General features: G+C 48.3%; 9 protein-coding genes. 1 reads left to right on the top strand and 8 read right to left on the bottom strand.

Annotated features, from left to right (window positions below):
* Positions 1–9 precede the first annotated feature (9 nt).
* From ABD836_RS16340 to ABD836_RS16310, 7 genes are all read right to left on the bottom strand, one after another.
* Positions 10–1,920, bottom strand: coding sequence for a DUF1302 family protein (locus tag ABD836_RS16340; protein WP_344938027.1), 1,911 nt, complete (start codon positions 1,918–1,920; stop codon positions 10–12).
* A 24-nt stretch (positions 1,921–1,944) separates the two neighbouring features.
* Positions 1,945–2,895 carry a WD40/YVTN/BNR-like repeat-containing protein gene (locus tag ABD836_RS16335; RefSeq protein ID WP_344938025.1) on the bottom strand — a complete coding sequence of 317 codons (951 nt, stop codon included), beginning with the start codon at positions 2,893–2,895 and terminating at the stop codon, positions 1,945–1,947.
* A gap of 1 nt (position 2,896) precedes the next feature.
* Positions 2,897–4,276, bottom strand: a complete 1,380-nt coding sequence (locus tag ABD836_RS16330) for a DUF1329 domain-containing protein (RefSeq protein ID WP_344938023.1) — start codon at positions 4,274–4,276, stop codon at positions 2,897–2,899.
* A 73-nt stretch (positions 4,277–4,349) separates the two neighbouring features.
* The gene (locus ABD836_RS16325; RefSeq protein ID WP_344938021.1) at positions 4,350–6,779 is read right to left on the bottom strand and encodes an efflux RND transporter permease subunit; all 2,430 of its coding nucleotides are present in this window, start codon (positions 6,777–6,779) and stop codon (positions 4,350–4,352) included.
* Between the two features lie 218 nt (positions 6,780–6,997).
* Complete coding sequence (locus ABD836_RS16320) at positions 6,998–8,602, bottom strand: AMP-binding protein (RefSeq protein ID WP_344938019.1); 1,605 nt, start codon at positions 8,600–8,602, stop codon at positions 6,998–7,000.
* A gap of 12 nt (positions 8,603–8,614) precedes the next feature.
* Entirely contained in the window at positions 8,615–9,850 is a 1,236-nt protein-coding gene (locus ABD836_RS16315) for a thiolase family protein (RefSeq protein ID WP_344938017.1), read from the bottom strand.
* A 12-nt stretch (positions 9,851–9,862) separates the two neighbouring features.
* Complete coding sequence (locus tag ABD836_RS16310) at positions 9,863–11,194, bottom strand: acyl-CoA dehydrogenase family protein (RefSeq protein WP_344938015.1); 1,332 nt, start codon at positions 11,192–11,194, stop codon at positions 9,863–9,865.
* A 248-nt stretch (positions 11,195–11,442) separates the two neighbouring features.
* On the opposite strand from ABD836_RS16310, the gene ABD836_RS16305 reads away from it, so the two are divergent.
* The gene (locus tag ABD836_RS16305) at positions 11,443–12,453 is read left to right on the top strand and encodes an AraC family transcriptional regulator (RefSeq protein WP_344938013.1); all 1,011 of its coding nucleotides are present in this window, start codon (positions 11,443–11,445) and stop codon (positions 12,451–12,453) included.
* Here ABD836_RS16305 and ABD836_RS16300 read toward each other — a convergent pair.
* Positions 12,357–13,373, bottom strand: a complete 1,017-nt coding sequence (locus tag ABD836_RS16300; RefSeq protein ID WP_344938011.1) for an AraC family transcriptional regulator — start codon at positions 13,371–13,373, stop codon at positions 12,357–12,359. The two genes, ABD836_RS16305 and ABD836_RS16300, sit on opposite strands and share 97 nt — an antisense overlap.
* Positions 13,374–13,416 lie beyond the last annotated feature (43 nt).

Raw genomic sequence — 13,416 nt, 5'->3', positions numbered from 1 at the left:
GGTAAATATTTAGAACTGATAGGCAACCCGCAAACCAAACTCCTCAGCCCAATCAAAGGTCTGCATAACATTCTCGTTAGCATTGGATTTAAGGTCGTCGTCAATGTAGCTATAGAAGGCCTCAATATTCCAATTGCCGCTTGGCTTCCACTTCAATGCCGGCTGCACATAAATACCGCCGCGAGTGTCGTACAAGACCGACAGGTCAGCCCGCCATACTAAACCGGGGAAAGGTTGTTGTAGCGCCAACACCAGTCCATCCCAGCCATCGACGCCGGTAGGTGCATTATCGACCGTGCCGCCCATGCCGCTTAGGTGGCGACCAAACAAATCACTCTCAGTGCGGTGCATCCACTGGAACACGATATAGGTCGCAGGAAAATTCCGGCTAAAGCGCTGGTATTTTTCTAATACCAAAGCCGAAATATATTCATCTTCGACCAAATATTCCTGACCAAGATCTGGCGAGGTAAAGACACGGTCCGGTGTAAATGACACTTCAAAGTTAAGAATCAATTGATCAAGCCAGCTACCAGGTTCGCCGGTAAATATGTAATTGAACCCTGTACCAAAGACATCTTCGCGCTTGTATTCACGCTCCAAATGGCCGCGTAAACCACCCATGCCTTCGCCCGTGGTTAGGCTGCCACCAACACCGCCGGTCAGAATAAAGAACAAGTCTAATTCTTCTTTGGCGGCATCGATGCCGTTAACCGGTCTGGCTAATAGCAACTGAGATGCAGGGAAGTCGGTTATCAGATTATTTAAACCTTCAACACCGTCGAGTCGCGCCATACCTGCGTAGGTAAACCATTCTTCGGCGCTCCACACCCCGGTGGGATCAACTTCGAGAGGCGTTTGCGCCAGAATTGCGCCCGTACCAGGCAAACCCGGCGCGTCGCGATTCACCCCTGAAGCTGTCCAGCGGATAACACCATCCGGGTTATAGCGATTGGTATACATAAATTGCATACCAAAGTCGCCCATATTCCCTTTTAGACGAAAACCGCTATTTAGCTCTTCGTCGACATTGGTGTACCTATCATGAATTGTAAACTGACTGGGTATCACATTGTACGGCGTGTTTGGGTTGGCATAAATGCTGGGCTGAAATGTTTGGACAAACATATCTAATTCCCAACTCGAATTGACTTGATAAGACACTCGAATAGCAGGGGAAGCAATACGCTCATCTGCATACTCTTCAGAGGCAAAATCCAAGATCAAATGGCGACGCAAATCCAAACCATTAGCAACGTCCATCACCCGAAAGAACAGCGCCTGCCCCCAGGCAATTTGCTGATTACCGGCGCGCACCAATATTGGCCCATTTTGATAATCCAAATATAGCGACGGGAAGTCGACCATGTAATTCTCGCCAGCCACTTCTAAGCGGTTTTGTTCACCACCCGTTTCAAAATCATCATACTCAAAATAGTTCGGCTCGCCATACAAGAACCCAGACGCATTACTATTTACGCTGTTAGGGTCAAATTCATCGTACTGCGCCATGTCAAAAATACCGCGGATTTTGGCCGTTGCGGAAAAGTTATCGCTAAAACGAAATTGCAGTGTGTTCTCCAAACGCAGCTGCGTAAAATTGAAATCATTATTTGCCTGCTCACCATTACGCGTTGCAGAATCACGAATTGGCACGCCAACGGAAATCGGCAAATTCAAACCCAGCAAAGTGCCAGCATTTACTCCACCGTAACGGTCGACAGACTCGCCATTAAATATATTACCGCGCTGATTAAAGGGGTTTTCTTCCCCCACTGTTTTTGCGGCGGCCTCAACACGAATAAAGCCGCTGGAACTATAATTTATTCCGAATAGTTCGCCGTTTGCCGACCACGCTGGGCTACTCAAGCCAAGTGTGGCAAGGGTAATAGCTGTCGCCAGCTGATTATTATTTTTCATACCCGTATATCTCCAGATGAAATTTTATATAGAGAGCTTTAGAACGTTCGCTTTCTCACCGACAACATAAAAATCGCCTTTATAAACGCCTACGTCGCAATACCATGAACCCAGTAACTGATCGTTATCCAAACGCTTTGCGTGGCTAGCACCAGCATCAATAGACAGCGCCTCGCGGATCCCAGTCACCACTGCACGGTCATCGCTGCGTACTGACACGTCCAGCAAAATCGCATCGCTGCCAGATTCGATTTTTGACCACGTTTCACCACCGTCCTGGCTGCGTAAAATAGTGCCGCTTTGCCCTACCGCATAAGCAAGATCTCGCTCACCAAAGGCTAAACCAAATAATGATTCATCGCCCGAGTTCAATGCCTGCCACGTTTCGCCACGATCTTCCGAGCGAGCGATCATGCCAAACTCACCAGCCATATACGCGCGCCCCCGCGCATCAACAGTGACGTTATATACATGGGGCTCGTAAGACTGACCAATTAACGCCGGCCAATCGATAGTGAGCTTCTGCCAGCTTTTGCCGTTATCGAGCGAGCGGATAAGCGTGCCGAAGCCGCCGGAGGCAATAACAAAGCCATTACCATCTTGCGCAACAGCAAACAAACGCTCTTTGGTGGGTGACTTCTGTTCCTGCCACTTTTCACCATTCCGCCAAACGATCGCGCCCTGCTGACCAACGGCAATCGCATTGCCGCCGACTTCTGACACCGCCAACAGTGAGCGACCGGCTAGGGCAATATTGACCCTTTGCCAAGTGCTACCATCTTTACTGGTGCTAATTTGGCCCGCGCCGCCTACGGCAATAAGACCGTCGGCATTGGCATTCACACTAAACAAGGCCTCATGCGCATGCCCTTGACTCACCATTTCACTTTGCAATGACGCTGCGTGTGCAGCGCTCATCAGCGTAGAAAATAATAAGGCTGTCGCGCCCAGGGCGAACTTTGCTAGCGTATTCACATCAACCCCCAAGGCGCTGCATAGCCTGAACGGTGAGGTATTTATTGAAAACATCCACATCACCAGGATCGTAGTTGCTCTCGTAGCCACCCGTTACCGACTTAGCCTGCACAAAGCGACTCATGCGGTTCGACTGCACATCATGGCTGTGCACGCTCGACCAGGACCAAGCAGGGAATGCGCCGTCGTTGCGTGTCATTTTGTCGTTGTCTTGCATCGCGTAATGCGGTTCAAAGGATTTCCAGATTTCACCGCGGCGGTCGTAAATCACATAGGCGACGTACATCTGATTACGCACATCAATCCAAACACGTTTTTTACCCACTGGCGCCCGCGCATAACCTGTTGGTTCGCCTTCAAGCACGATGCATTCAGGAACAAGCTCCATATAAGTATCAAAGAAGGTTTGATCCTTTGGCCCACCGTGTACTGGTTTTTCCCAGTTATCGTGATAGCCGCCGTGAAAATTGCGAGAACCAATAGCACCTAACATTGGCTGACGACCAATGATTTTGTAATTGCCCCAGGTTTGCAGCGGATCACCCGCCGCCCACGCGTCTGACAGGAACAGGGTAATGCCCGGCACGAGTGGTTCAAAACGCTGGTTAGTGGGGAACTGACGCACACGTCGAAAAGCGGGAATATAGCCATGTAATTCGGGGAATTTACGCTGATCGTAGTCCCAAATATTGAGGAACGACGTACCCGCACTGTCGTTAGGTGCTGTAAAAAATACTGATTGATAGCGCAGCAAATCTTTCTTGCCCTTCCAAACCGTGCCATCAGTACGCGCTGTAGTGTTTAACTCTGTCCAAACAAAGTCGTACTGGTATGACAGATCACCGGAGGAATCGATATCCCAGTCACGCACTGCATACTGCGAGAAGTCATGGCGACCCCAGCTTAAGGTCAGATTGTACTGCGCTTCGATACCATTTTTAGGCTCAGGGAATGGCGTACCGCCAATCCACGGCTCACCGCTTTTCGTATACACATTACCGTCTGCACCGATTACCGCCTTACCCTGATTTTTTAGGGTTGCTTCCAAGTATTCTGTTGGAAAAATCCGACTAACATCTTTAACTGGTTCAACAATGTGAATGCGACGACCCATGTCCTTAACATGCATATACGCAATCGGATCTAACAAATCCTTTACGTGTTCAACATTGTCAGCGGTAATGACATCGCCCGTTTTAACTTTACCCTTGGTGTACATTTCAATAGAAAGCAACTCATCGGGATAAGCTTTACTAACGTCGCCCGCATTGGCAATGATCGGCCAAAGTGGTGCCAAAACGCCACCTGCGCCAATGCCCTTTACCGTATTTTCCATGAACCGGCGGCGACTGTAATTGGTGTCATATTTTTTAATGTGCATAATATTCCTCCGGGATAAACCCTTTTATTGTTGTCATTTACGTAATGAAAGCGCGATGTAACAAACGGGACTACTAAACTGCTTCTACTTTTAAACTATGATTTTCAGCGTGCTTTTTCTCAGCGTCTTCCGCCATTAATTTGGCAATGTCGACGCCTTCGCCCAATACCATAATGTCTTTACTCGACACAAACTTCGGTTTGATAACCCAGACCAACAGTGGCAACACAACCAGGGCAATCACCATGTTAATCAACATAACGAGTACCAGGAGCAAGCCCATATCAGCGAGGAATTTAAGCCCCGACAGGAAGTACCACGGCAGGATACCGATCAGCATAATGCTCGCCGTAAACATAATGGCCTTACCCGTGGTGGTGAGTGCAGCGGTAATTGACGCACCGTAATCCTCACGCTCCTGGTACTCTTCGCACATGCGGCTCAGCAAATAGATGCCATAGTCGATACCAACACCAACGCCTATAGCCGCAACCATCAGTGAATTAATATCCAAGCCTATGCCCATAAATGACATGCTGGTGGTAAGAATCATATTGGAAAGGTTAACGGGGATAAGCAGCACCATACCCGCTACCAAGGACCGGTAGGCGTAGCTAGATACAAGTAAGATAACAAGATTCAACAGCCCCATAATCAACCAGTGATAACGCTCTACCACATGATTGATAGCCTGCTGAATCGCGATGGTTCCGCTGCCAAGGCGCACAACAAAATCAGGGTGGTCGATACCAACCGTGGCGATCGCCGCCTCAGCGGAGGCAAGTGCATGATCGACCGTGTCTTGCTTGTTATCGGGGTACCAAAATGAAACCGTGGCATTCTGCAATTCAAAATCGACCACATGTGAGTACGCTTTGGGACTTGTACCCATTAGTACCGCTGAAGTAGCTGCATTCACTGCGGAGTCGGTGTCATCTAATGGCAGCCATTTTGGATGCCCGCCCGAAATGAGGCGATTGGCATCCATCAAAAAATCGCCAAAGGACAAGGTCGCACGAGGGGCGTCTTCGCCGGCTTCCATTATTGCCTGAAGCTGGAGCATCGTTGCCACGGTTTCAGCTTGGCGGGCAACCCGGTTCGGGTTTGAAGAATCTTTAGCCTCTAAGATGACTTCAAGCGTGTTTACACCCGGGAAATGATGATTGATCTCGGACACCGACACATTGTATTCAGAATCCTCCCAGAGCAAATTACTGCCTTCAACAGGATTGCCGATCTGGATCCGCATAGCGTGGTAGGTAGAGAACACCGCGATCAATACAACAACGACTAAGGTATACGGTGCTCGCTTGCCCTGCGAAAAGGTCGCTATCCACGCCAGCACGGATTTCACTCGGCCATGCACACCACCGGAGTCATTAGAAATAATCTTGTCGAGATTTTTCGGTGCGGGTAGCACAGAAAGTAACAAGGGCGCCAGAAAAACCCCTGTTGGCGCGAGCATCATCGCCCAGAATCCGCAGAACAAGGAAAAGCGCTCCATAGCAGGAATCGGCGCAATAGAGATTAAAAAGATACCGGCGGCATCCGTAATTATTCCCAGAATCGACGGCGCCAGCATGAGGCCAGTTGTAATACCCGCGGCACGCACTTTGTCGCCGACCTGAGCGAACACCTCGTAGAACCGCTCCGTAAACTGCACGCAGTGACTGAACGAACGCGCAATCAACAGCAGCGGCACAATCATCAACAGCGGTTCTATTGGCAGCTTCATCCAGCCCGCGAAACCAAAACCCCAAATCGCGGCAACTGTACTCGCAAATATAGGCGTTACCACGCCGGCAATATTCTGGGTATACAACACAAGGGCAATAATGAGCGCACCCAAGGTTATACCAAAAATCCCTATCATCTGGTGTTGATATTCATATACCCAACCAGTCAATGCCGGCTGGCCAGCCATATACACTTCATGGTTAGCATCGCGAGCGTTATCCGCAAGTGATTTAACAAAGGTAAATGCCTCGCCGTAATCTAAGCGCTGCTCTATGAATGTCGCTGAGATGAGTGTCGCTGTCTCGTCGCCAGATATCAGGAACTGCTGAGCATTAGGCGACTTGCGCACATTCTCTTTAAACTGAGCGATCTCCTCGGCCGTGGCAGGCACTGAGTCGCCCATTAGCGGTTGCGCATCAATACCAAACGGTGTGGCCTCGGCGTAGCGCGCTTTAGCGGAAGCGATAGACAGAATCTGATCGTGATCGACACCTGGTGACAAATCGATATCGCGGGTAAGCTGCCAGACCTTCGCAAGTGTTTCCGAATTATAAATATCACCGTTTTTTGCTTTCACCATTAAGGTAAATGTTAAAGGGTTACCAAAATTCGGGTGATCTTTGAAGACTTGAATGAACGGATCGTCTTTGGGAAGTAGATCAGAGAAAATGGTTTTTAGCTCAACATTTTTCAATCCCATTGCAAAAAACAAAGTGACTATCGTAAACAAAAACCACGCTGTTTTTCTATTCTTCAGAACAGCCATTGCTATCCTGTTTCTTATTGTATTCATGAAGTTTTACTACCCCATACATTGCAAAGAGATACTACCTAAAATCTTTCTGCATCAATTATTATATCGCCGTGGTGAAACCACTATTAAGCAATTCTAGAATCGATATTAGTCTTGAATAGCAGAATCGGTAATGATTATTACCGACCCTTTCACTGTTTATTTGCGACAGTTTTATTTTATTTTTTGGCTTACGAAGCAACGTCATAAACGTGATTTTTTTGCTCCATAAAAAACTCATAGCAGAATCGAGATTGTGGCTTTTCTGATGCAGTTTTAGGTATTTCTGACATCACCTGTATAAAGCTTGGCAAGTCGTTACGACCCAGCACTTCTCTACAGTGATTAACCAACACATCGGGATCAAACAATCTCGCTTCCACTGGCACGACGGCGGCGATAATATCTTTCTCGCCCGGCGCGCCGTTTAAAGATGGAATACCGTAAACAAACACGTCTTCTACATCTTCAAACTCAGCAATAATTTTCTCGATTCTGGCGACATCAACAAACTCACCATTGCGACGAATTTCATCACCTTTACGACTATCAAAGTAATACCAACCGTCTTCGTCTTGATGGCCAATGTCACCCATGTACAGAACACCGTCGCGGGTCTTTTTATCCGATGCTTCAGGGTTCTTATAATATTCAACCGCTAGCTTAGGCCCCACTGCAGCCTCAAATACAATCTCACCACGCTGACCTGGCGGACAGGTATTACCCTCCTCATCTACAATCCGGGCAATTAAACTTTCTGGTGGTTTGCCAATACTACCGACGGGGCCCGCACCAGGCGGATTAAACATCATGCCGCCCTCCGCCGCGCCATAAAATTCAAAGAGCTCTACGTCGAATCGCTTACTGAAGTCATGCCAAATTGCACTGGGCATACCGGCACTTAGAATAAATCGCACCGGGTTATTCGCGTCATTCGCACGCACCGGCTCGCTGTAGATCGCGGTGGTCATGCCCCCCAATAAATTAAAAGTTGTACAGCTATAAGCACGGCAAATATCCCAAAGGCGGGATTTGGTAAATTTACGGCTAATAACACCACGAAGCTCCATTTTCAGGATATTGCCCAAACTAATAAGCTGAGCATTGGCATGAGTAAGTGAAAGCCCGGTATAGGGACGGTCATCTGCATTGAGCCCAATCATCGGCCCAATAGATGCGACAGCGTCATAACGAGTGTAGGGAGCGCGAATGGCTTTAGGGTCGCCGGTGGTACCGGATGTGTAGAGCATTTGCATTGTTTCATCGGCACTTCGCACACGCCCTTCGGCTTCGTTCAGCGCAGCGTTAGCAATATCACTCCACTTCCGCAAACGGGAATCGCCACTGGGAAGCTTGCTTAACTCACCGCTCTTTAACACCCAGATCCAGCGTATTTGCGGCAAGTTTTTACATGCGGCCAACACATTGCTTAGGCAATAGTCAGCACATATCACGCCTTTGCAATCGGCCCAGCTAAGCATGTACTCCAAACGCTCACCATTGGTACGCGGATCAATAGGCACAAAAACCGTTGCGGCGAGTGAACTACCAACCATGCAGTCGACAAATTCAGGATGATTTTGCATAACCAATGCAAAGCTATCGCCCGGCTCCATGCCTTCGGCGTGCAATCCTGAATAAACACGCTGACCCTGTTCCCACAGATCCCGATATGTTCGTTTATCATGCTCGAAATCACCACTGGGAAGCACGTTAACGAAGGTAAGAACATCTAAGTTTGGATTGGAATTTTTCTTATCTTCAATTAAGTTCGAAAATATTCTAAGGTCTCTCATATCCGATCCTTTTTATTCTTTTGACAAAATACTTAATACCAGCGCCGCAGCATCCGTACCGATATAACCACCACCATTTTCTGCCAGCGCTACCTTGGCGCCACTGACTTGACGCGACCCAGCCTCACCACGCAATTGCGTTACTAACTCAACAATTTGCGCTGCGCCGGTTGCGCCAATAGGGTGACCCTTGCGCATTAAGCCGCCAGAAGTGTTTACCGGCACACGACCACCTAGTGAAGAGGCACCACTGGCCACAAACTCACCACCTGCACCACTCTCACACAAGCCGAGGTACTCGTAGTACTTAATTTCAGAAATCGCAGAGGCGTCGTGTAGCTCAACACAGCTAATATCTTCCGCGCACATTCCAGCCTGCTCGTACAGTTCAGCTACCGCGCTAGAAACCATTGGCAACTCGCCCTCAGCTGCATCCCAGCCGCTATTTAGGCTCGATGCGTTCACGCGAATACAACGCTGCTTACCAATTTTCTTGGCGTATTTTTCACTAACAACTATGACCGCCGCCGCGCCGTCACCAATTGGAGCGCACATTGGCAGGGTCAAGGGTGAGACAATTTCGCGTGCAGCGAGAACATCATCAACTGTAATGACGTTTCTAAACTGGGATTTTGGATTGAGGCTGCCATGCACCGAATTCTTCGCGGACACGGCGGCCAATTGTTCCCGCGTTGTGCCGTATTGATGCATATGCTCCCGCGCCCAGGTAGCATAAATATCAATGAAAATAGATCGACTGCTGCCGGCGCCGGACATATCTAGGGGTTGCCCAATAGCCTCATTGCGCGCTTTTAAACGCGCGGTAATCGCGTCGGTTTGCGTGACATCAATTGACCCAGTAAATACCGAGAAGGTTTTGTTCTTATCTTCGTGGTAAAGCTTTTCATAACCGCAGACTAGAACCACGTCATAGACCCCCAAGGTGACCATGGTGCAGGCTTGCTGAAATGCGGTTGCCGATGTCGCGCAGGCATTCTCGACATTGATTACCGGTATTTTACTGATGCCCATACTGCGCAAGGCAACCTGTCCGGGCACACAGACTTGGCCTGTTATCACCGCACCGGCCGCATTACCCATATACGCGGCATTCAACTCTTCTTTAGCGATACCGGCGTCCTTCAGTGCATCCTTGATAGACGCACACGCCAGCTCGTTAAGCGTTTTATCCATAGCGTTGCCAAACGGCGTCATACCGACGCCGGCAACATAAGCTTTCTGCTTCACGAGTTCACCGCCTTATGCCAGTTTTTCATTATCGATGAGGTAACTACCACCCTTGATGGCTAGCATTTCATTACAGCCGTCTTCGATAAGCGATGCGCGTGCATCCCTAAGCATTTTTTCTAGGGGGTATTCCTTTGTCAGACCGTTGCCACCAAAGATCTGCAGTGCATCGCTTGTCACTTCAAAGGAGTGCTGGGTACCCGTGGTTTTTGAAAACATTGCAGCGCACAGCGACGGGGTCGCCAATTGCGGATCATTGTTAAAGTTAAGGCCTCGACGAGTAACTGCGCGCGAAAGCTCAACTTTTCTAAACATGTGAAAAAGCCGGCTACGTACTGATTGGTGTTTGATAATAGGCACGCCACCCGCAACACGCTCATGCGCATAATCCAAGGCCAGATCAGCCGCCGCTTGCGACAGACCAGTAAATGTCGCGCCCATCAATGCATTGGCTTCAGCGTGAATGCAATACACCGCGCGCTGATAATCTTCGGGGCCAGCAAGTAAATACTTTCGTGGAATACGTACATTATCAAAGAATATTTCGCCTTGATTTAAGGCGCGCTGACCGAGTTTATCTAATGGTTTGCCGCGACTAATACCGGGCAGGTTCATCGGGAACACCAGAGCACAGCCTTCGCTTACTGACGGCCCATTTCCCGAATCGGCGGCGCAATAGATAATACATACTTCAGCAATAATGCCATTGGACACCCACGCAGACTTCTGACCATTTAAAATAATATCGTCGCCGGTTAGATCGGCCACTAAGTTTGGCCGACCATAGGAACTACCGGGATAAACAATTTGACCACTCGGATCGAGCATATCGCTACCATGATCCGGCTCAGTGATTCCCCAGCAACCCAGCATAGCGTCGGGAAACTCTTCTAATAAGTCTTTGCGTCCGAACTTCGCACACAGCCATTGCGGCAATATGCCCGCGCCAACTGATATCGCTAAGCCGGCGTCGCCGTAGCCTAACTCTTCAAATAGAATGGAGAATAACAGAGCCGCTTCTTGGGGTTCCATTTCACCTAACGCTTCCACTGTTACGCCAAGTTCCAAGTATTTTCTACGGAATTCCCAGAATGGCGAATCCTTCGCTATAGCTTCTTCGGGCGTCATTCGATCAAGCTTAATTCCGATTGGTCGAACCACGTTTAACGCGAAATTACGGAGAGTTTGCTGAAAGTCAGCAATGTGTTCCGGTAGCGCCGCTTCGGCCCCGGAGGAAGTAAGCGGCCCTTTTGGCGTTGCCGCCCAAGAGTATATTGGGGCGTCTAGATTTCGGTATTCGGTGGTTTTTGGGAGTTCGAGTTCGGGCACTGATTGAGTAGACATTTGCTCACCTCTATTCTTATGGATTTTATTAAGTACATCAATTTAGGCGTACATAATATTGGCGTAAGTGTAGAAGCGAGATGTTTACAGAGGACATTATGATTGTTAATCTACGACAGCCCTAAAAAACACAATAAGAGATTCTAGCCATGGAGTTAAGGTCGTCACTAAGCACTCCTCCTGCCAGACACCTAAGCTATGGGCTCAACCCCTTGATCTCATTGCTTAAAGAATACAACATTGACCCTATGACAATTTTAGCCGCGGCAGGCATTCCACCGCAGGCACTCGAAGATCCGACCTACCAGTTAACACCACATCAAGAGCTAAGCTTCACCACTGAAGTTATTCGCAGCATCGACATTCCTGAACTCGGGTTAATTGTTGGTGGTCGCTACCATTTATCGGCCTACGGCCTGCTTGGCCTCGCTATTATGACTAGCGAAAATTTGTTAGCGGGCATGACTGTTCTGTATAAAAACATATTAATGACATGGACATATATGTTTTGGAACACCACCGTACGCGGCGAACGCGCTTACGTAAGTTTAGAAAAATTGCGTGACCTAGGCGGCAGCCATCAGTATATGATTGATCGTGGCTTAGTTGCATCACACACTATTTTCAAAGAAGCGCTAGGCAAAGAGTTACCCGTCTTAGAAGTGCACCTTAAACAAGCCAAGCCCAGTTATGCACAGGCCTATAGCGATTATTTTAAGTGCCCGGTACATTTTGATGCCGCAGAGAATTACTACGCATTCGACAGCAAATTACTATACGAGCCGCTCGCCCAGTCCGAACCGGAAACGGCCAGAATCTACGGAAATCAATGCGAAAAAATTTGCGTGCAACTGGCTAGAAATAGCACCTTCTCTGACATTGTTCGCAATCAGATTTTATCGTCACCCAGAGAAATTTTTACGCTAGAAACCATTGCTGAGCACCTGAACATGACCGCGCGCACAGTTCAACGCAAACTCACTGCAGAGCAAAGTAGCTACAAGGAAATACTCGAGGATGTGCGCCACAATCTTGCTATAGAGTATTTGCAGAGCACGAGCTTTACCATTGAAGAAATTGCGATAAGGCTAGGATATTCAGATTCATCCAGTTTTTGTCACGCCTACAAACGCTGGACTGGCGTAAACCCCAGTGATATCCGTCACCGCGATTCAGCAACATATGCCGCACGAAAATCAGACGGCGGCACACCGGCCCAGCGCCGAAAAGCATTAGAGAAATGCGCAGGATCACTATAACCCAGCAATATCGAGATTTGCTCTACGCTAATATTGGTGGTGTATAAATACTCCCTAGACAATTCAAAACGGAGGCCGTCTAGAATCTGTTGATAGCCAACGCCGTGCGCTGTTAGCTTGCGACGCAATGTTCGTCCCGACATATTCAAGCGACTCGACAGCTCATTTATATTCGGGAAATACCCGGGCCGCAACAAAATCAGCTCGCGCACCTCATCTACAATATTATACTCTTCTGTTAACCTCGCCCTTAGGCGCTCACACCGCTCAATACATAAACTTGCCGTGTCGCTATCACACTGTAGAACAGGTATATGTAATAGAGAGTCAGAAAATACCAGTGTGTTCTCATCCGCGTTAAATGTAACAGGGCACTCAAAGTACTTCTCGTACTCCGCGAGGCCCGCTTGAGGTCCGCTGCTCAACGTGGCAGAGTGCAAGCGAAAATCCTCACCCATAAGGCCACGCAATATCATCAAGGTTGCGATCATCTCGCGCTCATTCAACATTGCAATATCGTCAATATTGTAATCATTAGAACTCATACACATAACAACGTGATTGCCCCGAAATGACAGGCTGTGCTCATAAAATGCAAAACTCAGCTCAACATACTCATACGCTAATTTTAGCGCGTCACTCACTGTCGCCGCGCTCATCAAGGCGTAGCCATAAATTCCAAACAAGGTTAAGGGATAACAAGCGCCAACTTTAAGGCCAATCGCATTGTTAGCCGTTGCCTTGCGTAAATTTCTTAAGAAAATTAATTCCTGACTTAAGCTGACATGTTGCTCTGGCTTATTAAGGATAGACAGGGACAACCCGGTACCAGTTAGCGCCTGCCCCACTGAAACACCCTCTTCACGCAAGCGGGTTAAGGGGGCAAGAATCGTTTTTGCAGAATGATACTTTGGCTTCATAGAATGCTCATTTTTATTTCAAAATATCACTGCTGTCCGTTTT

The sequence above is a fragment of the Zhongshania borealis genome (assembly GCF_039539625.1).
Taxonomy (GTDB): Bacteria; Pseudomonadota; Gammaproteobacteria; order Pseudomonadales; family Spongiibacteraceae; genus Spongiibacter; species Spongiibacter borealis.
Note: the sequence above shows the minus strand (reverse complement) of the source record. Positions and strands in the feature narration are given on the sequence as shown.